This window comes from Pseudomonas sp. S3E12 (assembly GCF_001702295.1).
Taxonomy (GTDB): domain Bacteria; phylum Pseudomonadota; class Gammaproteobacteria; order Pseudomonadales; family Pseudomonadaceae; genus Aquipseudomonas; species Aquipseudomonas marginalis.
In genome coordinates this window covers 474,106-496,546 of record NZ_MBDT01000021.1, presented here as the reverse complement: position 1 = coordinate 496,546, position 22,441 = coordinate 474,106, and the positions used below count along the sequence as shown (strand labels likewise).

The 22,441-nt window shown below is 61.1% G+C and carries 21 protein-coding genes and 1 pseudogene; 15 read left to right on the top strand and 7 right to left on the bottom strand.

The window, feature by feature from the left end; translation table 11 throughout:
- Positions 1-47 precede the first annotated feature (47 nt).
- From BB029_RS18840 to BB029_RS18830, 3 genes are all read right to left on the bottom strand, one after another.
- On the bottom strand, positions 48-341 hold the full coding sequence (locus tag BB029_RS18840; RefSeq protein ID WP_065940337.1) for a hypothetical protein: 294 nt from the start codon (positions 339-341) through the stop codon (positions 48-50).
- A gap of 252 nt (positions 342-593) precedes the next feature.
- A complete protein-coding gene (locus tag BB029_RS18835; protein ID WP_065940336.1) occupies positions 594-863 on the bottom strand; it encodes a hypothetical protein in 270 nt (89 codons plus the stop codon).
- A gap of 29 nt (positions 864-892) precedes the next feature.
- Entirely contained in the window at positions 893-1,288 is a 396-nt protein-coding gene (locus tag BB029_RS18830) for an Arc family DNA-binding protein (protein ID WP_065940335.1), read from the bottom strand.
- 33 nt (positions 1,289-1,321) lie between these two features.
- Here BB029_RS18830 and BB029_RS32980 point away from each other — a divergent pair, with 33 nt between their 5' ends.
- The 6 genes and pseudogenes from BB029_RS32980 to BB029_RS18805 all read left to right on the top strand — a co-directional run bounded on the left by BB029_RS32980 (position 1,322) and on the right by BB029_RS18805 (position 5,005).
- A complete protein-coding gene (locus BB029_RS32980; protein WP_141696565.1) occupies positions 1,322-1,564 on the top strand; it encodes a hypothetical protein in 243 nt (80 codons plus the stop codon).
- Positions 1,565-1,631: 67 nt separating this feature from the next.
- Complete coding sequence (locus tag BB029_RS33840) at positions 1,632-2,063, top strand: Rha family transcriptional regulator (RefSeq protein WP_065940334.1); 432 nt, start codon at positions 1,632-1,634, stop codon at positions 2,061-2,063.
- Between the two features lie 210 nt (positions 2,064-2,273).
- The gene (locus tag BB029_RS18820) at positions 2,274-2,786 is read left to right on the top strand and encodes a KilA-N domain-containing protein (RefSeq protein WP_065940333.1); all 513 of its coding nucleotides are present in this window, start codon (positions 2,274-2,276) and stop codon (positions 2,784-2,786) included.
- A 95-nt stretch (positions 2,787-2,881) separates the two neighbouring features.
- Positions 2,882-3,211, top strand: a complete 330-nt coding sequence (locus tag BB029_RS18815) for a hypothetical protein (RefSeq protein ID WP_065940332.1) — start codon at positions 2,882-2,884, stop codon at positions 3,209-3,211.
- 448 nt (positions 3,212-3,659) lie between these two features.
- Positions 3,660-4,154 (top strand): annotated as a pseudogene (locus tag BB029_RS18810) (group II intron reverse transcriptase/maturase); the annotation flags it as partial.
- 290 nt (positions 4,155-4,444) lie between these two features.
- Positions 4,445-5,005 carry a cytochrome b gene (locus tag BB029_RS18805; protein ID WP_065940331.1) on the top strand — a complete coding sequence of 187 codons (561 nt, stop codon included), beginning with the start codon at positions 4,445-4,447 and terminating at the stop codon, positions 5,003-5,005.
- 189 nt (positions 5,006-5,194) lie between these two features.
- On the opposite strand, the gene bamA is transcribed toward BB029_RS18805, so the two are convergent.
- Positions 5,195-7,561 carry an outer membrane protein assembly factor BamA gene (gene bamA / locus BB029_RS18800; protein WP_065940330.1) on the bottom strand — a complete coding sequence of 789 codons (2,367 nt, stop codon included), beginning with the start codon at positions 7,559-7,561 and terminating at the stop codon, positions 5,195-5,197.
- 196 nt (positions 7,562-7,757) lie between these two features.
- On the opposite strand from bamA, the gene BB029_RS18795 reads away from it, so the two are divergent.
- The 9 genes from BB029_RS18795 (at position 7,758) to BB029_RS18755 (ending at position 17,743) form a co-directional block, all read left to right on the top strand.
- Positions 7,758-8,441, top strand: coding sequence for a response regulator transcription factor (locus BB029_RS18795; RefSeq protein ID WP_065940329.1), 684 nt, complete (start codon positions 7,758-7,760; stop codon positions 8,439-8,441).
- A complete protein-coding gene (locus tag BB029_RS18790) occupies positions 8,438-9,721 on the top strand; it encodes an ATP-binding protein (protein ID WP_065940328.1) in 1,284 nt (427 codons plus the stop codon). Before BB029_RS18795 ends, BB029_RS18790 begins: the two co-directional genes overlap by 4 nt.
- Positions 9,722-9,778: 57 nt before the next feature.
- Positions 9,779-10,216, top strand: a complete 438-nt coding sequence (locus BB029_RS18785; protein WP_065940327.1) for a hypothetical protein — start codon at positions 9,779-9,781, stop codon at positions 10,214-10,216.
- A gap of 255 nt (positions 10,217-10,471) precedes the next feature.
- Complete coding sequence (locus tag BB029_RS18780) at positions 10,472-11,140, top strand: GntR family transcriptional regulator (protein WP_065940326.1); 669 nt, start codon at positions 10,472-10,474, stop codon at positions 11,138-11,140.
- Between the two features lie 64 nt (positions 11,141-11,204).
- Positions 11,205-12,011 (top strand): ABC transporter substrate-binding protein, encoded by an 807-nt coding sequence (locus BB029_RS18775; protein ID WP_065940325.1) that lies wholly within the window; start codon positions 11,205-11,207, stop codon positions 12,009-12,011.
- A 12-nt stretch (positions 12,012-12,023) separates the two neighbouring features.
- Positions 12,024-12,800, top strand: a complete 777-nt coding sequence (locus tag BB029_RS18770; RefSeq protein WP_027607402.1) for an amino acid ABC transporter permease — start codon at positions 12,024-12,026, stop codon at positions 12,798-12,800.
- Positions 12,801-12,802: 2 nt separating this feature from the next.
- Positions 12,803-13,582, top strand: a complete 780-nt coding sequence (locus BB029_RS18765; protein ID WP_053129053.1) for an amino acid ABC transporter ATP-binding protein — start codon at positions 12,803-12,805, stop codon at positions 13,580-13,582.
- A gap of 22 nt (positions 13,583-13,604) precedes the next feature.
- Entirely contained in the window at positions 13,605-15,215 is a 1,611-nt protein-coding gene (locus BB029_RS18760) for a gamma-glutamyltransferase family protein (RefSeq protein WP_065940324.1), read from the top strand.
- A 122-nt stretch (positions 15,216-15,337) separates the two neighbouring features.
- Positions 15,338-17,743: a TonB-dependent receptor gene (locus BB029_RS18755; protein WP_065940323.1), complete on the top strand. Its 2,406-nt coding sequence runs from the start codon at positions 15,338-15,340 to the stop codon at positions 17,741-17,743.
- Between the two features lie 112 nt (positions 17,744-17,855).
- On the opposite strand, the gene BB029_RS18750 is transcribed toward BB029_RS18755, so the two are convergent.
- Genes BB029_RS18750 through BB029_RS18740 form a run of 3 tightly spaced genes read right to left on the bottom strand, consistent with a single transcriptional unit; the run spans position 17,856 to position 22,301 of the window.
- Entirely contained in the window at positions 17,856-18,788 is a 933-nt protein-coding gene (locus tag BB029_RS18750; RefSeq protein ID WP_065940322.1) for a sulfonate ABC transporter substrate-binding protein, read from the bottom strand.
- Positions 18,785-20,125, bottom strand: coding sequence for an LLM class flavin-dependent oxidoreductase (locus BB029_RS18745; RefSeq protein ID WP_065940433.1), 1,341 nt, complete (start codon positions 20,123-20,125; stop codon positions 18,785-18,787). The genes BB029_RS18750 and BB029_RS18745 overlap by 4 nt, the downstream gene beginning before the upstream one ends.
- A complete protein-coding gene (locus BB029_RS18740) occupies positions 20,118-22,301 on the bottom strand; it encodes a TonB-dependent receptor (RefSeq protein WP_065940321.1) in 2,184 nt (727 codons plus the stop codon). Before BB029_RS18740 ends, BB029_RS18745 begins: the two co-directional genes overlap by 8 nt.
- Positions 22,302-22,441 lie beyond the last annotated feature (140 nt).

Below are 22,441 nucleotides of genomic sequence, written 5' to 3'. Positions count from 1 at the left end.
TTGCGTGTCGTGCGAAAAAGCCCGGCGGGCCGGGCACGGTCTATTGGCTACTGAAAATTCCGCTCAACGAACAATCCGTAGCAGCGTTTCGCTACTGTCGCTAAATACAAGCCGCTCAGAGCAACCAAACCTAGAAAGGCGAAGACCATGACTGCTTCCAGCGTCAGTCCGTGTTGTTTGGACCAGATGATCACGTCCTCAGTAACCGTTTTTGCCACCCACAGGTAGTAGGCGCCGGTAGCAAAACTTGGTAGGCCGATTAGTATCAGCGCCCAGTCGTTAAGCTCCGCCCAGGCCTTCTTTTTCTTACGGTTGTTCCATGCTGTTTTGACGAATCTCATAACGACTACTCCATGTGGGTGACTGAAAAGAACCCCGGCGAGCAGGGCTTGGGGTGTTCGCTCCAGTTGTGGTGATGATCACCATTACCGGTTCCTCATTGCGGCATCGGCGGCCAGCTTTTGGACTCTTCGACTACGTTGGCGAGTACTTCTTCGATAGTTGTCTTTTCGCCACGAGCCTCGGCATGAAAAAGCCCACCGATGTGGGCTTTTTGTTCTACCAAGAAAACTTAAGGATGCGAACGTCGGACCTCACTCTTGGTTTGGGCTCCAGCTAATGCTGAGCACCCCGGTATCCTCGTCGTACTTCACGGCGCACGGATTTTCCCCATCTGTGAGATTCGCGATTATGGGATCTGCAAACTCTACGTTGTCGCCTTTCAGCTTGTAAGTTGTGCTGTATTGCCCCGCTTTAGTCTGGTCGTTAATGTCGTAAAGGATAGATTCCATTACGTCGCGGAAATCATTATCGCGCTTTCCTTGCTCAGTCTTTTTCTGGAGGAACTCTTTATCAGTTGCCATGCATATCTCCTTGAGGTGCTGCGGGTTGACTACTTCTTCGGGTAGCGCTTGCGAGGCTTGGATTCCGTGTTTGGGATCTCGGCATCTTCTTCTTCGAATTTTCCAATGCCGCGCAAGGCTTTGATCATGGCTGACATGATCTTTTCTTCTTGTGCCGTCAGCGGGCCATCCAGCCCGGTGATCAGACGATCCTTGTGGATTTTCGTGCTTATCTCGGGGTTGGGGGCTGGACTGTAAAGCGGATGCTCAGGATTCATCCGGTCAAGATCGCTAACCCCCATTTCATCTGTTTCAGTAAAGCTTCGCTCTAGGCGATCAAGTATCTCGGCAGTAGCTGACCGCTTGTTTTGCTTGGCCGCGACCATTACCAAGTCCCGAAGATCCTCTGGTATGCGGAGGTTGAACTGTGGATCGCTGCGGCTCATCTCAAATCCGGTTCCATTTAATGGAACGAAATAATGCATCACGGTGGTATTGACGACAATGCATCACCGTTATACATTTATTTTGTGAATAACGGTGATGCATCTGGAGGGGGTATGAAAGTAAGGGAAATGGCGCAGGTGGTGTTTCGGGCGGAGCCGGATATCAAGGCTTGGCTTGAAAGAAAGGCTCTGCAAGAGGAGCGCAGCCAGAACTGGCTTGTGGGGAGGGTGCTAAGGGAGGCGATGCATCGAGATGAACAAACCAAACAGGCATGAAAAAGCCCCAAGCGCGCCAACGCTTGAGGCTCATGAAGCAGAACGTCTAACTATCAGGAAAAACGTCATGAGCAAGAATAACACAGTAGTTGACATGCGCAAATTCGTTGAGGCCCGAAATGGCGAGGTCTTCACTTCAACTCGGCAGGTCGCTGAAGCATTTGAAAAGCTCCACAACCACGTTATTGCCAAGGTCAGAGCGCTTGAGTGTTCGGCTCAATTTTTAACCGACAACTTTTCGTCGGTTCAGTTTGAGCATCGCGGCAACACCTATGAAGCCTTCGAGATGACCAAGGACGGCTTCATGTTCCTGGTGATGAGCTTCACTCCCGTTCCAATGGGCGCATTCGTTCTGACGCGACGGCAGTTCATGCAGTCAATGCTCGTTCACGGGGATATGCCAGTTTCGACGGCGGAAATGTTCGAGTTCGTAGCGCTGGCTACCGAGAATCTGCGTCGCCGGTCGCTCTACCAAGCTGCGCGGAGGGCGGTGGCGTGAACTTCACCCTTAAGGTTGGCGGTCGCGCCTTGATCCTCATGCCGGAGCGGCCAAATCTTGTCGGGCGCTCCGGCCAGTTGATCCGGAAGGCCGAAGAAAACTGGCTGATGCTGGTCGAGGGCAAGCGCTACTCGGTAAGCGAGAAGAGCCTCATGCAGCTGGACGGCTTTAACCCTGGCGCTCCGAGGCAATGTGTGCGGAGGTGGCAGCATGAATACAGGAATTATTCCGTTCCACTACGAGGGGCAGGCCGTCAGCTTCAATAGTGACGGCTGGATCAATGCCACTGAAGTGGCGGCGCGTTACGGGAAGAAGCCAATCAAGTGGCTAGAGCTGGCCAGCACGAAAAACTACATGGCGGCGCTTTCTCGGCACCTCGGTTTTGATGTCCGCAATTCGGACTTCAAAATGGTCGAGGCGTCCCGGGTTCGTGGTCGCGCCGGTACTTGGCTGTATCCAAAGCTTGCGGTTGCATTTGCCCGATGGCTGGATGACGACTTTGCGGTCTGGGCTGACCTTCATATTGATGCGCTCCTGCGTGGCGAGCTCAACGAAAAGCAACAATTTGACCGGGCATGCAAGGCCCTGAACGACGCTCAGAGCATTGCCAGCCTCAGCGGAAAAGAGCTTTCAAAGTTTCGGTGGAAAAAACCGAAGCTTGTGCATGACGTTGATTACTGGCGAGACCAATTGCAGCTCACGCTCGGCCTCGACGCAGCCTAGCCTCCCACTAACCCGAAGAACCCCGCCCATGCGGGGCTTTTGTGTTGCTCTCTCGTTGGTAATAAAGTTCCGCGATATCTCAACGAGGGAACGATATGAAAATGTTCGCGGGGGCTTTGGCGCTCGTAGCGCTGGCAGGGTGTGGCAATAGCGATGTGAATCAGGCAAGGGAAGAGGTTAGGCGTAACCTTTTTGATGCGGCGTCCGCGCAGTTCAGGAAAGAGAAGGTCTATCGAGTTGGCGATGAGGTTGTGGTCTGCGGCGAGGTGAACGCAAAGAACCGCGTCGGGGGATATGGCGGATTCGCAATGTATGTTGTTGAGGGTATTGGCCTGTACCCAGTCGCAAAATTCACCGCTGAGAGCCAGGCAGATATCAAAACCACCTGCCAGCTTGCTGAGAAGAACGCCAGCTTGAAGAAATAGCCGCAGAACCAATGTTCAAACAAGCCCGCCATCGAGCGGGTTTTTTATTGCGTGCGCCAGCTTGGCTGTGGTGGCCTCGCTGGTGACTTGGAGGTGAAAGTCCTCTACACACCCAGCAAGGGGAAGTGTTAGCTAGAGGCAAGGGTGTCGCGGGTGACCGCGAATCTGAAGGAAGCCCGAGGCAAAATGCTGGCCTGACGAACAGCAAGCGTATAGAGGCGGCGCAGCGGGGTAAGGGGGCGTGTTTCCCTAAAGCCCAATACTTGCACGGGACGCTGCGACGTAGATCCGACAGGCATAAGCAGGAAGGTCGCGCGAATTACCCTGAGAAATCTGCACGTTTGCCACAGTGCTACCGAGCGTCGAGAGGCGACGGGATGAACGTGCAGAAGTCAGCCGAGGCCTTAGTAAGTGGCGAATAACCCCGTCACCAAGGGCCAAACAAGTTATGCCGCCAGTAGGCGTCAAAGTCTCGTTGAATACCGAAATGCAGAAATTTCTCCAAGAGAAGACTGTTACTCCGAGTCCCGGACAGTATCCGAGGATGATGGCTGACAGCGCACAGGTATCGGCGGCGTCTGTGACGTGGAAGAACGCGGAGCCGGACACGCTGATGGAGCAGGTGCTTGCACCGGCCAACCTTAGGTGTGCGTATCAACGTGTGGTCAGCAACAAGGGCGCACCGGGTGCCGATGGCATGACGGTCGACGACTTGGCGGACTACGTGAAACAGTATTGGCCGACCCTCAAGGTGAGGTTGCTGGCTGGCGAGTATCACCCGCAGGGTGTACGCGCCGTTGACATCCCCAAAACCAAAGGCGGAACACGGCAACTGGGTATTCCCAGCGTCGTGGATCGCTTGATCCAACAGGCACTGCTGCAACAGCTCACGCCAATCTTCGATCCTCTGTTCTCGGACTACAGCTACGGCTTTCGTCCGGGTATGGGATCAACTTGGGTTGGTCTCGGTACTGGATACGATAAACCGGCTTAGCCGCATAGCTTGAACCGCCGGATACGGATCCCTACGTACGGTGGTGTGAGAGGACGGCGGATGTAAATCCGCCTCCTACTCGATCTGAAAAATACCACCGCTTTTTCTCACACTCATATTCCCCCTTTCATCTTCGCCCCCGAAAACCAAAAAACTCGATGGTAATCATCGGATTTTTGCGGTTTTTCCAAAAAGACTGTTGACCATAATCGTGGCTTCTTAACGGGAGGTATGTGCTGATGTCGAACGTAGAAAGCTACACAGCTACCGCAAAGTGGTTGCACTGGGGAATGGCGTTGATCTGGATGGTCGCCTGGCTTGTCGGGATCGTGGCGGTTCATTGGCGTGACGAATTCAACCCTCAGCACCAGCTCACCTTTCTCCATAAGGCGATGGCCAGCGTGCTTCTATTCCTTATCGTCCTGCGCGTTGTCTGGCGTCTTACCCATCCTTCCCCCGCAATGCCCGCGACAATGAGCCCACTGATGAAGCGGGGCGCTTTCGCTGGCCATCTGTTGCTGTACTGCATCGCGCTGGTGGGGCTGCCGATGTCCGGCTGGTATTGGAGTTCGGTCGCAGATAAACCCATCCTGGTCGCCGGTTTGTTCTTGCTGCCTCCACTCGTGGAGCCTGATCAAAGCCTGTACGACCTGGCGAAGTCGATTCACACCTACACCGCCTGGCTATGCGGGGTACTTGTAGGTGGACACGTGATCGTGGCCCTGAAACATCACTTTATTGACAAAGACAGGGTGCTCGCGGGCATGCTGCCCGGGCGTGCGACTGATGCACCAAGCTGATCGCAGCGATTGACCGTTCAGGTTTCGGAACGGCTCGTACGATAGGGCCTGACGTTGATGCATGCTCTAGAGGGGCTCGGGGCAGTGTTTTCATCAGGCTCAACGTGCGCTGAATGCCAATTGTCTACATCACCGCACAGGTGCTCTGGTACGGCGTTTCTTTACAAAAAATGATACATAGGCGCGCAATCAAAACGTCTGCCCCATGGAGAACTGAAACACCTGCTTGTCCGCGTTCTCCGGCGTGCGAATCGGATACGCCAAATTCACACTCAGCGGCCCCAGCGGGCTGTACCAGGTCACCCCAACTCCCACCGAACTGGCCATCTGGCCCAGGTCCACGCTGCCGCAGCCCTGTGTCGTGCTGAGGTAGCACTTGTCCGAATACACCGTCCCCACGTCCCAGAACAATGAGGTGCGCACGGATTTGTTGTCTTTGATGAAGGGCACCGGGAACAGGTATTCCGCGCCGCCGGTTATCAGGATATTGCCGCCCAGCGACTCGGTGTCCCGATCCGAGTAGTACGCCTGCCCGGCACTGGCGTAGGCACCGGTTGCCGGGGTGTTGCGCGGGCCGAGGGTGCCGCTTTCAAAGCCGCGCACCGTACCTTCGCCGCCGGCGGTGTAGGTTTCATAGAAGGGCAGCCCGTCCGTGGAGCCGTAGCCGCTGCCGTAGCCGAGCTTGGTGTGAAAGCGCAGTGATGTGTTGTTGCTGACAGGCAGGAACGTCTGCCCCGTGTAGTCGATTTTGTAGAAACTCAGGTCGCTGCCGGGCACCGTCACCATCAGGTTGAGGTTTTGCGAATGCCCGCGAGTCGCCAGCACGCCTTTGTTCAAGGTCGATTCCGACCAGCCAAGGTTGGCCTTGAAGTTGGTGAATTCCTTGCCTTCGCGCTCGATAAAGTCGTAGATCTCGTCGGCGCTGTAGGTGCCCGGTTCGATGCTGTCGTGTTGTACGGTCAGGCCAAAGTTCAAGCGCGAGGTTTCATTGATCGGGTAACCGAGTGTGGTGCCCAGGCCAAAACTATTGATGGCGTAATAGGACACCCCGTCATCGTAGTACTTGTTGTAGTCGGTCTTGCTGTAGAACGCGTTGTAACCCAGGCTCACCCCGTCGGTGGTGAAGTAGGGATCGGTGAAACCGATGTTGTACTTGCTCTGGTAGGACGAGCGGGTCAGCCCCAGGCTGGCGTAGTTGCCGGTGCCGAGGAAATTGTTCTGGGTGATCGAGCCGCCGAGGATCAGCCCCGAACTCTGGGCAAAGCCGACACTGGCGGTAATCGAACCGGACGCCTGTTCTTCCACGGCGTAGTTCACATCCAGCTGGTCGTCGATGCCCGCCACCGCAGGCGTCTCGACGTTCACCTCCTTGAAGAACCCCAGGCGCTCCAGGCGCACCTTGGACTGATCGATCAGGTAGGTTGACGCCCAGCCACCTTCCATCTGGCGCATCTCGCGACGCAGCACTTTGTCGTCGGTCTTGGTATTGCCGCGGAAATTGATGCGATTGACGTAGGCCCGCTTGCCGGGGTCGACGGAGAACGTGACGTCAACCGTGTGGTCTTCATCGTGAGCCTGCGGCACGCCGTTGACGTTGGCGAACGTGTAGCCTTCATTGCCCAGGCGGCGAGTAATCAGCTCCGAGGTGGTGGTCATCAGTTTGCGTGAGAACACCTGGCCCTTCTGCACCAGCAGCAAGGACTGGACCTGGTCCTGCGGGACTTTCAGCTCACCACTGAGCTTCACCTCCCGCACCGTGTATTTCTGGCCTTCCTGGATGTTCACGGTGATGTAGACGTGCTTTTTGTCCGGTGTCATCGAGACCTGGGTCGAGGTGATATCCATGTTGATATAGCCACGGTCCAGGTAATAGGAACGCAAGCGTTCAAGGTCGCCCGACAGCTTCTCCCGTGCGTATTTGTCGTCGTTCTTGAAAAACGATAGCCAGTTGCTGGTCTTGAGGGTGAACTGGTCGATCAGGGCATCGTCGGGGAACACCGTGTTACCCACTACGTTGATGTGCTGGATCGACGCCACTTCACCTTCGTCGATCTTGATTTTCAAGCCCACGCGGTTACGCGGCTGAGCCACCACCTGCGCGTCGACCGACGCCGAGTACCGGCCCTGGGCAACGTACTGGCGCTGCAACTCGTTGCGTATCCCTTCCAGGGTGGCGCGCTGGAAAATCTCGCCCTCGGCAAGGCCCGATTGCTTCATGCCTTTCATCAGGTCATCGGTGGCAATCGCCTTGTTGCCCTCGAACTCAATACTGGCAACCGAAGGACGCTCGACTACATTGATGATCAACACATCGCCTTCGCGGCTCAGTTGGATGTCCTGGAAGTAACCGGTCTTGAACAGCGCGCGGGTCGAGTCCACCAGGCGCCGGTCATCCGCTTCGTCGCCGACGTTCAGGGGTAATGCCCCGAACACGCTGCCCGCAGAGACCCGTTGCAGGCCGTTGATTCGAATATCCGAGATTTTGAAGCCTTGGGCGAGTGCCAGTGAGGCATTGAGCAGCAGCGCAACCGAGCAGAGCAGGCGCGAAAAATTCATCAAGATCTTTTCCAGAACACATCGACAAGCAGCGCCGGCACGCATGGACAACTCGCCGCGCGGCCGGACTGGTGAACATCCAGCATACGAGCGAGGGGCGTTTGGTGCGGTTAACCGAATGTCAAGTTAGGTAAAGTTTGGCCTGGGATGCCGATGCCGGGCCGATAATGCGCAACCCCCCACCGACGAGCCCGAGATGATCCGCGTACTGTTGGTCGACGACGACCAGGAACTGACTGACATGCTGAGCCAATACCTCGCGCGCGAAGGCTTTGAGGCCACGGCCGTGCACACGGGGGAGGAGGGCGAGGTGGAGGCGCTGTCGGGGCGCTACAGCATTGTGGTGCTGGACGTCATGCTGCCCCAGCGCTCGGGCATCGAGGTGCTCCGGCGCATCCGCGTCGTCAGCCAGGTACCGGTAGTGCTGCTCACCGCCCGTGGCGACAACATCGACCGCATCACCGGCCTGGAACTCGGCGCCGATGATTACGTGCCCAAGCCCAGCTCCCCGGGCGAACTGGTCGCGCGCCTGCGCGCCATCATGCGCAGGGTGCAGCCGGTGGGCCAGCCGACCACCGAAGTGATCACGACCGGCGCGCTGGTGTTGTGGCCCGGCAAGCGCCAGGCCCTGTGGAACGGCCTCGAGCTGGGCGTGACCAGCACCGAGTTCAGCCTGCTGGAAGAACTGGCCCGCAGTGCCGGCCAGGTGGTGAGTAAAAAGGATCTGTCACTCAATGCCCTCGGTTGCCCGCTGACCCGCTACGACCGGCGCATCGACGTGCATATCAGCAGCATCCGGCAAAAACTCGGGCCGCGCCCGGACGCCAAGGCCTGGATCCAGAGCGTACGCGGCCTCGGCTACTTGTTGATTGCCGAATGACCCGGCCCAGCCTGCTGTTCTGGAAACTGTTCCTGGCCTTCTGGCTGGCGACCACCTTGACCTTCCTGGTGGGCGTCGGCGTGCTTGAACTGGGCCGTTTCCAGCCGAATGACCCGCATGTGGAAGCCATGCTGGCGGCTGAAGACAAGCTGTTGCAAACGTTCGGTGTCGAGGCGGGCGGCCAGCTCCTGGCGGTGTGGGAGCGCCCGGCGGATGAGGCCATCGGCGTCTACAACAGTGCCGGGCAATTGCTGGTAGGTGGGCCGGTGACGCAGCCGGCCTATGAGCGAGCGGTCGTCAGCAAGGAAGGCCTGGCGCTGTCGATCAGGTCCACCCACGCGCCCGGTAACCCGCCCGGCCGGCCCTGGCACCAGATTCCGCTGATCATCGGCACGTTGATGAGTGCGCTGTTCAGCGGCTACATGGCCTATTACCTGGCCTGGCCCCTGGCTTACCTGAAGCGCGCCATGAGCGACGCAGCCCACGGACGCTTCGAAACCCGGGTCAAGCCGGCCATGGGCAAGCGTCGCGACGAGATCGTCGACCTGGCGGAAGACTGCGACCGCATGGCCAACCAGTTGAAGGTGCTGGTGGAGGCCCAGCAACAGCTGCTGCACGACATCTCCCATGAACTGCGCTCGCCGCTGACGCGCATGCAGGCGGCCATCGGCCTGTTGCGCCAGGACGCCGCTCGCCTGGAAATGCTCGAACGCATCGAGCGTGAATCCGAGCGCATGGACACCCTGATCGAAGCGTTGCTGACCCTGGCGCGCCTGCAAGGCCGTCCGGAAAGTATCGAGCGCGAGCCCGTGGATATTGTCGAATTGCTGGCGATGATCGTTGAAGATGCGCAGTTCGAAGCGGGCATCAAAGGCTGTCGCGTGCACCTGCAGGCGTGCCCGCCGTTTATCGCCTGCGTCAGCGGTGAGTTGTTGTACCGCTGCTTCGAGAACGTGATTCGCAATGCCGTGCGCTACACCCGGCCGGACACCACCGTGTGCGTGTCGGCGCAGGTCAACCACGATGCGAACCGCCTCACGGTACAGATCACCGACCAAGGGACGGGCGTCGACAATGACCGGCTGCGCAGCATTTTCCAGCCGTTCGAGCGTGGAGTGGGCGATGCCAGCGTGGGGTTTGGCCTGGGACTGGCCATTGCTGCGAGGGCCGTCCAGATGCACGGCGGCCACATCCTCGCGCGCAACGAGCCGGGCGGCGGGCTGACAGTGGAGATCACCCTGCACAGCGCGCGATCTTTACACGACATTACACTGGCTTGACCGCCCTGTACGTCGCGCCTCATTAGACTTATCGCCATTGATTGAGTGGAGGTGGCGATGTTTCAGGTGCATAAAAAGGGCTTCGTGCCCGGCAGGAAAATGGTCGACGGCCTGGTCCCTTACGACTTCTTTTGCGAAGACAGCCCGGCGATCAATCTGTTTGTGTTCACCGGCTCCACTACGCCGGGCGCCACCGTCGAAGAACAGACCCTGTGGGGCTTCACGCGGTTGGAACGTTTCGAGGCGATGAGCCACGCGTTGGTGAGCAACCAGCGGCATGCCGGCTGGTTTCAGAGCGTCAATGTGCTCACCGGGCCCAGCCACAACGGCACGCTAAGCGTGAAATTCCAGCGCGTGCTGAAAATCATCAAGCACGCCAGTCCGGCCCGCAAGGCCGACTACGAGATCCTCACCGACGAAGGCGACACCTATTTCACCCGCCAGGCGGTCGGCGAAAACAGCGCGCAAACCGTCATCTATTCGGCCGAGCCATAACGCCAGCGGTGGGGTGGATTCGCCTCAAGCAAAAGCATCTCGCCCACGGTCCGCTTGTTACTTCCGCCCACCAATGGGGCATCTTCTGCGCCATTGGGTAGCAAGTTCCCACGCGACTTTTCAACGCCAGCCCCAGCTTTTTCCCTTCTATCCGATCTGAATCAATCACTTGGCTCCTGTCCCAAGCCGTTGGCACGCATCCTGCTTTTTTGTATTCGTGGATAATTGGATACAAAAATTCAAAAGGTGCTGCCGATGCAATTCGCTCCCGCTTACGTTGACCGCCAGCCCCTCACCGCCGAGGAGGAGGCCTACAACTTTCTGCTCGATGCCATTTGCGGCGGCCGCTATCGCAAGGGCGACCGGCTGATCGCCGAAGACATCGCCAGCGAGATCGGCATGAGCCGCATGCCGGTGCGTGAAGCTTTTCGCCGCCTGGACGCCCAGGGCCTGGTGACCCTGCGGCCCAACCGTGGCGCAGTCGTCAGCGGTCTGGATATCGATGAGCTGCACGAAGTGTTTGAGATGCGCAGCGCCCTTGAAGGTCTGGCGGTACGCGTTGCCGTCGGCCGTATCGGTGAGCGTCAACTCGCGGCCCTGGAGCGCATGCTCGACGCGATGGACGACTACCGCGATGAGAGCGCCGCCTGGGTCAGCCGCCATCGCGCGTTCCATGAATACCTGTGCAGCCTCAGCGGTCGCCCGCGCCTGATGAAGCAGATTTCAGCGTTGTACTCCCTGGTCGAGGCGCCTATGCGCTTGTGGCTGCAGCACGGTGAAAAACCCCTCAGCGCCCGCCAGGAACACGCAGTGATCCTCGATGCGATCCGTGCCGGTGACGCCGCCCGCGCCGAAGCCGTGGTGCGCGAACACATCGAAGGCACCGTGCCGGCGCTGATCCAGTTCCTGCAAACCGAACAATAAGAAACACCCGCTGTGTTTTGACTTTAGTCCTGCCCCGTTATTCAACGAACTGGAGTGTCTGGTCATGCATAAATGCCGCGCCTTGCTGGTGGCTGTCTCCTTCGGTCTCTGTGCACAAGGGGCCTTTGCTGCGCCTCAAGTGCCGGATCGTCTGCAAAAAGTCGACAAACTTGTCTATTGCTCGGGGATGGATTCCCCGCCCCTGGTGTCCTTCGACGAAGCCCAGAAACCCCGCGGGCTCACCGTCGACCTGGGCCTGGAAATCGCCAGGCGCCTGGGCGACAAGCAAGTGCAATGGCGGGTGATTCCGTTCTCTGGGCTGGTGCCGGCGTTGCTCGCCCAGCAGTGCGACATGATCGTCGACCAGCTGTTCGACAAACCCGAGCGGCGCCAGGTGATCGACATCGTCAACTACATGTATTCCAGCCAGTCGGTGGTGGTGCCCAAGGGCAACCCCAAGGGTATCAAGGCGCTGGATGACCTGTCCGCGCACAAGGTCGCGGTGCTCAACGGCTCAACCATCAAGACCCTGCTCGATGCCCACAATGAAAGCCTGGCCAAGGCCGGCAAGCCCCCGATGAAACTGGTGGTCTACAACACCGACACCGATGCCTTCCAGGCCCTGCGCATCAGCCAGGTCGACGCCTACGGCACCACCGTGGAAACCGCCGGCTACTACGCGGCGATGGCCCCGGACCTGTTCCAGGAAGGCGTGCCGGCGTTCAGCCGCATCCTCACCGGCCTGGGCATGCGCAAGGACGACCCGCAACTCACTGCCGCCGTGCAGCAGATCATCAGCGACATGCGCAGCGATGGCAGCTATGTGCAGTTGCTGAACAAATGGCATGTCAGCAGCGACACACTCGACTGAGGCGTACCTGCGATGAATTTCAATTGGGATGTGTTCTGGCAGTACCTGCTGCAGCCCAGCGGGGTTTACCTCACGGGGCTGTGGCTGACCTGCCTGATCAGCGTACTGGCGATGCTGCTGGGCTGCGCGCTGGGGCTGGCGGCGGCGTTGTTGCGCTTGTCGAAGAACCCGCTGTTGCATCTGCCGGTGCGTTTTTATGTGTGGCTGATGCGCGGCACGCCGCTGCTGGTGCAGATCGTGTTTCTGTACACGGCACTGGCGGCGGGCGGGATTTTCCGCTTCGAAGATATCGAGCTGTTCGGCCTGATCGTCCCCGGCAATATCCAGGCGGCGATCATTGCCCTGGGCCTCAACGAAGGTGCCTATATGGCCGAGATCATCCGTGCCGGCATCGGCGCGGTGGACAAGGGCCAATATGAAGCCGGGCGCTCCCTGGGCATGGGCTTCGCCAAGTTGATGCGGCGCATCGTGCTGCCCCAGGCGTTCCGGGTGATCGTGCCGCCGCTGGGCAATGAGTTCAACGTGATGCTCAAGAACACCACCCTGGTCAGCGTGATCGGTGTGCAGGAACTGCTGCTCAGCACCCAGATGATCACCTCGGCCACCTTCCGGGTGTTCGAGCTGTACCTGGTGGTTGCCTTGTACTTCCTGACGCTGACCACCCTCTGGGGCTTTTTCCAGCGCTGGCTCGAAGCCCGCTTCAGCCAGTCCGACCGGCCTTCCGCGCCACCACCGGCAGCCAGCCGCATGTTCGGGCGCAGCACCCTGAAACTGCTGAGGGGACGATAACCATGGCGCACCAAAGTGAAGAGCTGATCATTGAGGCACTGGATATTCAGAAGTCGTTCGGCGAGTTGCAGATACTCAAGGGTATCTCGCTGCAAGTACGGCGCGGCGAAGTGGTGGTGCTGATCGGCGCCTCCGGCTCCGGCAAGACCACGTTTATCCGCTGCATCAACCTGCTGGAAGACATCCAGGGCGGGCGCATCCGCGTCAACGGCCGCGCCATGGGCTATCGCGAGCGCAGCGACGGCAGCCTGGTGCGCGATTCGGAGCGCAACATCGCCCGCCAGCGCCGCGACATCGGCATGGTGTTCCAGCGCTTCAACCTGTTCCCCCATATGACGGCGCTGGAAAACATCATCGAAGCGCCGATCCAGGTCCTCGGCACACCACGTGCCGAAGCGCTGGAACAGGCCCGTGGCCTGTTGGCGCGGGTCGGCCTGGCGGACAAGGCCAGCCACTACCCGTCGATGCTCTCCGGCGGCCAGCAGCAACGGGTCGCCATCGCCCGCGCCCTGGCGATGAAACCCCAGGCCATGCTGTTCGACGAACCCACCAGCGCCCTCGACCCGGAAACCGTCGGCGAAGTGCTGCAGGTGATGAAAGAGCTGGCCGAGGAGGGCATGACCATGGTGGTGGTCACCCATGAAATGGGCTTTGCCCGGGAAGTGGCGGACCGCGTGGTGGTACTCGACCAGGGCGAACTCATCGAACAAGGGCCGCCGGAACAGATCTTCAGCCACCCCAGTCATCCCCGTACCCGGGCGTTTCTCAGCCGTGTGTTATGACTTTTTTTGAAGAGCCTTTGCCATGTTGAAATTTTCTGCCCACGAGTACCCCTATCCGTCGCAGCGCCAGAGCGTCTTTGCCCGCCGTGGCATGGTCGCTGCGTCCCAACCCCTGGCTGCCCAGGCCGGTATCGAGATCATGCAAAAGGGCGGCAACGCCATCGACGCGGCCATCGCCACGGCGGCCGCGCTCACGGTGGTGGAGCCCACCGGCTGCGGCCTGGGCGGCGATGCGTTTGCCCTGGTGTGGTGCAAGGGCCAGTTGCATGGCCTGAACGGCAATGGTCACGCGCCGGGCGCCTTGAGTGTCGAGGCGGTCAAGGCTGCCGGGCACGACCGGATGCCGCTGTACGGCTGGACCCCGGTGACCGTGCCCGGCTGCCCATCGGCCTGGGCGGAGCTGTCGCAACGCTTCGGCAAGCTGGCGTTTGCCGAGTTGCTGCAACCGGCCATCCGCCTGGCCCGCGAGGGTTTCCCGCTGTCACCGGTGGTTGCCCATCAATGGCAGATCTCCTTGAACGAATTCAGCCCGCACCGCGATGAAGTGCTGCAAGCCTGGTTCGACACGTTCCTCATCGATGGGCGCGCACCCCAAGCGGGCGAGATTTTCCGCAACCCGGCCCAGGCGCGCACCCTGGAAGAACTGGCCGCCAGCCGTTGCGAAAGCCTGTATCGCGGTGCCCTGGCCGCACGCCTGGACGCCCACTCACGGGCCACCGGGGGATACCTGCGCGCCAGTGATCTCAAGGACTACCGCGCACAGTGGGTGGACCCGATCCACATCAATTATCGCGGTGTCGACGTCTGGGAAATTCCGCCGAGCGGCCAGGGCCTGGTGGCGCTGATGGCGCTGAACATCCTCGAAGGCTTCACCTTCGATCACCGCGACAGCCAACAGACCTGGCACCGCCAGCTCGAGGCCATGAAGCTCGCCTACAGCGACGGCCTGCACTACATCACCGACCCGCTGCACATGCGCGTGGCAGTGGCCGACCTGCTCAGCGACGACTACAGCGCGCGCCGTCGCAGCCAGATCGGCGAGCAGGCACAGGCGCCCAATCCCGGTGACCCGCACGCCAGCGGCACGGTGTACCTGGCCACGGCGGACGCCGAAGGCAATATGGTCTCGTTCATCCAGAGCAACTACCACGGCTTCGGCTCCGGCGTGGTGTTGCCCGACAGCGGCATTGCGTTGCAGAACCGTGGGCAGGAATTCAGCCTCGACCCGGCCCACGCCAACTGCCTGGCAGCAGGCAAGAAGACCTTCCACACCATCATCCCCGGTTTCCTCACCAAGGACGGCCAGGCCCTTGGCCCGTTCGGCGTGATGGGCGGCTATATGCAGCCCCAGGGCCATGTGCAGATGGTGATGAACCTGGTGGACTTCGGCCTCAACCCCCAGGCCGCACTGGATGCGCCGCGCTGGCAATGGCTGGGCGACATGAAGGTCGGCATCGAGCAGGGCGCCTCCCGCGACCTGGCCAATGCCCTGGCCCGGCGTGGTCACCAGGTGCAGATCGCCAGCGACCTCACCGACTACGGCCGTGGGCAGATCATCCTGCGCGACCCGGTCAGCGGCGTGCTGTGCGGCGGCACCGAACCGCGTGCGGATTCCCATATCGCGGTATGGTAGCCAAAGCAGGGCATGGCGCCGCCATTGCCCTGCCATTTTGAAAAAAGTTGGTCGAAGCCTGTCCCCTTTTTTCACCTCGCCTGTCATTCCAGGCAAGTGAACAAAATCGAGAGCTTCTTCCAATGCCCGCAGTCCAACCCTTGCGCTTGCGCCCGTTGCTCAAACTGAGCCTGATGCTGAGCCTCAGCGCCAGCCCCTTGTTCGTCCCCGTCAGCTATGCCGAAGACAGCGCCGCGCGCCGCAGCTACCAGGTGCCGGCCGGCAGCCTGAGTGCGGCGTTGACCCGTTTTGCCGGGCTGTCGGGGGTCAACCTGTCGGTGGACCCGGCGCTGGTCAGCGGGCGCAGCAGCAGCGGTTTATCCGGCGAATACGGCGTGGAAGAGGGCTTTGCCCGTTTGCTGCAAGGCTCCGGCCTGCAGTTGCAGCCCATGGGTGAGCAAGCCTACATGCTGGTGCCGGTGCCGGAGGGCGGCAGCCTGGAGCTGGCGCCCACGTCGATTCTCGGTACCACCGGCCTGTACGACGGCGACACCTACGCCGGTGGCCAGGTGGCGCGGCGTGGCTCGCAAGGCCTGCTGGGCACCCGGGACTTCATGGAAACCCCGTTCAGCATGACCACCTACACCCAGGACGCGGTGAAAAACCAGCAGGCGCGCACCCTCGGCGACCTGATCGCCAGCGACCCGTCGGTACGCGCCACCAACCCGGCCGGCGGGCGGTATGAGCAGTTCACCATTCGCGGCTTCAGCCTGTTCAACAGTGATGTGTCGTACAACGGCCTTTACGGCGTGCTGCCGACCTACACCATCGACATGGAGATGGCCGACCGCGTCGACATCTTCAAAGGCCCCACCCAGTTGATCAACGGCATCTCGCCGCGCGGCAGCGTGGGCGGCGGGATCAACGTGGTGCCCAAGCGCGCCACCGACAAGGACATCACCTCGTTCACCGGCACCTGGGCCTCCGACAGCCAGGCCGGTGGTGCGGTGGACGTGGGCCGGCGTTTCGGTGAAGACAACAAATTCGGCCTGCGCTTCAACGGCGTGAAGCAGTCCGGCGATACCGAATGGGACCACCAGAGCGTCGACCGTGAGATGGCCGTGCTGGGCCTGGATTTTCGTGGCGAGCGCCTGCGCCTTTCCACCGATATCGGCCGCACCGAGCGCGACACCGATGCGCCGCAGGAGCGTGTGCAAGTCGCGGCTGCCGCGCCGGTGCCCAGCGCCAACGATGTGCGCCGCAACTATGCGCAGTCCTGGAGCAAGGCCCGCACCAAGGACACCTTCGGTACGCTGAATGCCGAATATGACCTCAGCGATTCGGTGATGCTTTATGGCGGTGTGGGCGCGCGCAAAAGCAACCATGAGTTCCTGCGCCATGCTGTTTCGGTGACCAATGCGGCCGGTGATTTCACCGTGCAGCCTCGGGACTTCACCCGCGATGAAAACGTCCGTACCGCCACGGCCGGCGTGCGTAACTGGTTCCACACCGGGCCGGTGAGCCATGAGGTCAACCTGGCCGCCAGCTACTTCTATATGGACTTCACCAACGGCGGTGCGCGTTATGCCAACGCATCGAGCAATCTCTATAACCCCGTGCAAACCCCGACGCCGTCGGTGGCCACGCGCCAGGATGCGAAGGTTTATACCGAGAACAAGTTCAGTGGCGTGGCCTTGTCCGACACCCTGGGTTTCTTCGATGACCGCCTGTTGCTCACCCTCGGTGCGCGCTGGCAGCGCGTGATCGTGGACGACTGGAGCGACGGCATCAAAGGCGACACCAACTACGACGAAGAAAAGATCTCGCCTTCGGGCGGCCTGCTGTTCAAAGCCACCGACAAGCTGTCGCTGTACGCCAACTACATGGAAGGGTTGAGCCAGGGCAAGATCGCCCCGTCCACGTCGCGCAACGAAGACCAGATCTTCCCGCCGTTTATCAGCCGCCAGGTGGAAGTGGGCGCCAAGTACGACGCCGGCGCCTTCGCCGTGACCGCCGCGGTGTTCCGCATCAAGCAACCGGCCTACGAGACCAACGCCACGTCGCGACTGTTCGGTCCCAATGGCAAACGCCAGAACACCGGTGCGGAGCTGAGCGTGTTCGGCGAACCCCTCAAGGGCGTGCGCCTGCTCGGCGGTGTGATGTACATCGACAGCAAATTGAAGGACACCACCAATGGCGCCTGGGACGGCAACCGCGCGCCGGCCACCCCCAAGTACAACGTCAACCTCGGTGCCGAGTGGGATGTCCCGACCCTCCAAGGCCTGACCCTGACCAGCCGTGGCATCCACTCCAGCTCCCAATACCTGGATCAGTCCAACGTCAAGGAAATCGACGCCTGGAACCGCATCGACGTCGGCGCCCGCTACGCCTTCAAGGTCGATGACAAGCACATCACCCTGCGGGCGAACGTGGAGAACGTCGCCGACAAGCGCTACTGGAGTTCGGCCGGCGCATCGGATGACAGCGAGCCGGGGCTGACCCTGTCGACCCCGCGTACCTATCTGCTGTCTGCCACAGTCGACTTTTAGACGCGGATTAAAAATGTGGGAGGGGGCTTGCCCCCGATTGCGGCGGTTCAGTTGGAGTCATCCTTGACTGACACACCGCTATCGGGAGCAAGCCCCCTCCCACATTAGGATCTCAGTTGGCTTCAGATTTCCACGCAGCCTTCTTGACCTCAATGGCCTTGGGCAACAACCGATTCTGGAAAAACAGATCCGCCGTCGCCTGCTGCGCCTGAATGATCCCCTCATCAATCGGCAAAATCGGCGAAGGCGGGCGGTTGTCCATGTAGCGCGCAACCACCTCGGCGGGCAGGCCCATGAAGTCGGTCAGTACTTTCAGGCTGTCTTCGCGCTGGCTGCGGGTAAGGGCTTCGGCGGCGGTGAGTTCGTCGAGCAGGTCATGGATAAAGGCCCCATTGTCCCGCGCATACTCGCGCCGGGCGCTGTACACCGGACCCGACAAACCCAAGCCTTCGCCATTGACCAGCACATGGCTGGGGCTCTGGCTCAAGGCGAGTGACGAGTAGGGCTCCCAGATCGCCCAGGCATCGACGCTGCCTTGTTCGAACGCCGCTCGCGCATCGGCCGGGGGCAGGTACACCGGTTGGATGTCCTTGTAGCTCAGGCCGGCGTTGTTCAGCGCGCGCAGGATCAGGTTGTGGGAGCTGGAGCCCTTCTGGAACGCCACTTTCTTGCCCTTGAGGTCTGCGACCGAATGCAGCGGGCTGTCATTGCGCACCAGGATCGTCTCGGCGCTGGGCTTGGGCGGTTCGGCGCCGATGTAGACCAGGTCGGCCCCGGCGGCTTGGGCGAACAGCGGCGGGATGTCGCCGGTGGAACCCACATCCAGTGCCCCCACGTTCAGCGCTTCAAGCATCTGCGGGCCGGCGGGGAACTCGATCCACTTCACCTCCGTCTTCGGGAAACGCTTTTCCAGCAGGTCATGTTGCTTGGCGAGTACCAGGGCGATGGAACCCTTTTGGTAGCCGATACGCAGGGTGGCGGGGTCGGCGGCCAGTGCGGTTTGCGTCACCGCCAGCAGGGCCAGGATCAGTGCTGGAAACTTCATGCTTTACCCTCTGTAAATCGATGGGCCGGGCGCGCCAGGCCGAGGTTTTCGCGCAAGGTGGAACCGCTGTATTCAGTGCGAAACAGGCCGCGCCGCTGCAGCTCGGGTACCACCCATTGCGCGACGTCTTCCAACCCACCCGGCAAGTGCGGCACCAGGATATTGAAGCCATCGGCCGCGCCGTTTTCGAACCAGTTCTGCAGCTCATCGGCAATCTGTGCGGGCGTGCCGATCAGGCTGTAATGCCCGCGGCCCCCGGCAATTCGCCGACCCAATTGCGCGAGGGTCAGTTGCTCACGGTTGGCCAAGTCGCTCAGCAGTTGCTGGCGACTGCGTTGTCCGCTGTCGGTCAACGGCAGCGCCGGCAACGGTCCGTTCAGCGGGTAGCCGGACAGGTCGAAATTGCCCAGCATGCGCCCCAGCAACGCGACGCCCACCTCAGGTTCGACGAGATCCTGAAACGCCTCGAATTTGGCCTGGGCCTCGGCCTCGGTCGCCCCGACCACCACAAACACGCCGGGCATGATTTTCAGCGAATCCGGCCCGCGCCCGTACCGGCTCAAGCGGCCCTTGAGGTCTGCATAAAACGCCTGGGCATTGGCCAGCGAGGTCTGTGCGGTAAAGACCACCTCGGCGGTCTGCGCGGCCAGTTCACGGCCGGCTTCGGACGAGCCGGCCTGCACGATCACCGGCTGGCCCTGGGGCGAGCGCGCCACATTCAGCGGGCCCTTGACCCGGAAGTGTTCGCCCACATGGTCCAGCACATGCAGCTTCGCCGGGTCGTAATAGTTGCCGCTGGCCTTGTCGCGTACAAAGGCATCGTCTTCCCAGCTGTCCCACAGCCCGGTCACCACCTGATGAAACTCCCTGGCGCGGCTGTAGCGTTCGCCATGGCCGAGGTGTTCGTCGCGGCCAAAATTCTGCGCTTCGGCGGCGTTGTCCGAGGTCACCAGGTTCCAGCCCGCACGCCCGCCGGACAGGTGATCCAGCGAGGCGAATTTGCGTGCCACATGGTAGGGCTCGTTGTAGCTGGTGGTCGCCGTGGCGATCAGGCCGATGTTATCGGTCACCGCACTCAGCGCCGAGAGCAGGGTGAGCGGCTCGAAATGGTCCGAGCGCGCCATATGGCTGGCGATCGCGCCGGTGGCGGCGGCGATGCTGTCGGCCACGAACAGCGCATCGAACTTCGCCGCTTCGGCCACCCGTGCCAGGTGTTTGTACTGGGCGAAATCCAGCCCGGCATCCGCCGGCACGTCCGGGTGGCGCCAGGCGGCGACATGGTGCCCGGTGGCCATGAGAAAGGCGCCGAGTTTCAGTTGACGGCTCATGCTAGAAATCCTTGCGCAATTGCACGCCGAAGTAACGCTCATCGTCACGGGGTACGGCGCGGTAAATGTAGTTGCCACCGCTGGCCAGCAGCGGTGAGTAGGACTTGTCGGCGAGGTTCTTGGCCAGCAACGCCACGCGCCAGCCGTTGGTGTAGTCGGCCAGGGCCACGCTGGCGTTCCAGATGCCGTAGGCGCCTTGCTTGGTGTCGACGTTCTGGCTGATGTCGTACTGCACTTCGCTCTGCCAGCTGTAGTCGGTGCCCAGTTCGATGTCCAGGCCGTTATCCAGCGGGATCGTGTAGTCGGCGCGCACGTAGCTTTTCCAGTCCGGGCTGAAGGGCAGTGGCTTGCCGTTCACGTTACAGGTGGCCGCCGCACCGGCCGGGCAGGCGAACTCATCGATGCGCGCACGGGTGTAGGCCAGGGCGCCGGAAAGCTTGAGTTGCTGGGTGGCCTGCAGCGCGTAATCCAGCTCGACGCCTTCGGTGCTGACGCTGCCGGCGTTGATCAGGCGGGTCACGACCTGGCCGGCGACGGTGTCGAAAAAGTTCGCCTGGTAGTTGTCGTAGTCGCTGTGGAATACCGCCAGGTTGGTGGTCAGGCGGTTGTTCCAGGCGGTGGCCTTGATCCCGGCTTCCCAGGTGTTGGAGGTTTCCGGCTTGAGCGCGTCGGTGTCGCGCGGTTGCATATTGAAGAACACGTTGTAGGCCGGGCCCTTGTAGCCGCGCGAGTAGGTGAGGTAGCTGGTGACGCTGTCGCTGATGTCGTACTGCACCCCGAGGCGGCCGGACCAGCCGTCTTCGTCCACCGAGCCGGAGCTGGAGGTGGCCGGTTGAATCCCGCTGACCGTGGTGGCCGAGGTGGAGACGCGGCGGTGATCGTATTTCAGCTCATCGTGGGTGTAGCGCAGGCCGGCGATGCCACGAAAGCGCGAGGTGAAGTTCAGCGTGGTCTCGCCGAACACCGCGTAGCTGTCGCTTGTGGTGCTGTAGTCGGCGATGCCACGCTCGGTGCGCGTGGTGGTCGTGAGCGTGCGCTGATAGGTTTCCTCGTCCTTGCCGTGCATGTAGAACAGGCCGCCGACGTATTCCAGGAACTCACCCTTGGGCGAGGCCAGGCGCAGTTCCTGGGAGTATTGGTCGAAAGCCAGCTCGCCCTTGTCGGCGGTGCCGGGGAAGGCGGCAGTCACCGTGCCGAGGCGGTCGCCGTCCTGATATTGGGTGTTGTCCCAGCCGCGCCAGGCGGTGATCGAGGTCAGGGTGTAGTCGCCGAGGTTCCAGTCCAACTGAGCGGACAAGCCTTTATTGGTGTCCTCGACATGGCTGCGCGTATCGGTGTTGATGTCGCGGTTGTCGCCGGAGGCGCGCACCGGGCTCAAGGCATTGCTGAAGGCCGGGCTCAGGGACTTGCTGACCACGCCATTCGGCGCGTCGTCGTGGGACTGCATGTAGTCGGCGATCAGGGTCAGTTTCACGTCATCGTTGGGGGTGAATTCCAGCTTGCCGCGGATGCCCTTGTGGTTGTAGCCGTTGACCTCCTGGCCGTTGTGCTGGTTATCGACGTTGCCGTCGTAGCTGCCGAACAACGTGCTGATCGAGCCTTTGAGCACCTCCGGCACCAGGCTGCCGCCGATGCCGAAACGGGTGCGGCTTTCGTTGCCGCTGTAGTACGCCTGGTCGATATAGCCGTGGGTCTCGGCGCTGGGCGCCTTGCTGGTGATGTTGAGCACGCCGGCCGAGGCGTTCTTGCCGAACAAGGTGCCTTGCGGGCCGCGCAGCACTTCGATGCGTTCCAGGTCCAGCAGGTCGAGGGTGGCCTGGCCGGGGCGCGCATAGACCACGCCGTCGATCACCGTGGCCACTGTCGGCTCCACCCCAGGGGAGGTGGAAATGGTGCCCACGCCGCGCACGAACAGCGAGGTGTCCTTGTTCGAGGCGCCGGTGCGGAAGTTCAGCGACGGCACTTGCTGGGCGATGCTGGCCACGCCGTTGCGGTTGTCGCGCTCCAGTTGTTCGCCGTCCAGCACCGAGACCGCCACCGGGACTTTTTGCAGGGATTCTTCACGCCGGGTGGCGGTGACCGTCACCGCTTTGAGCGTGGGTTCCTGCTCGTCGGCGGCAAAGGCGCCGGGCACGGGGAGGGCGGTCAAACCGGCGAGAAGGAATAAGTGCGTGTGCCTGTGCATGGTGTGTTCGCTCGAAAAAATGCCCTGGACCGCTGCGGTTCTTACGACCGTCAGCGCCTGTGGAAACTGCCTTGGGCATTCGCTTGAGCGAGTAGCAGACAGCGCGCTTTGTTAGCGCTAACATCGGCATTATTGGTAGC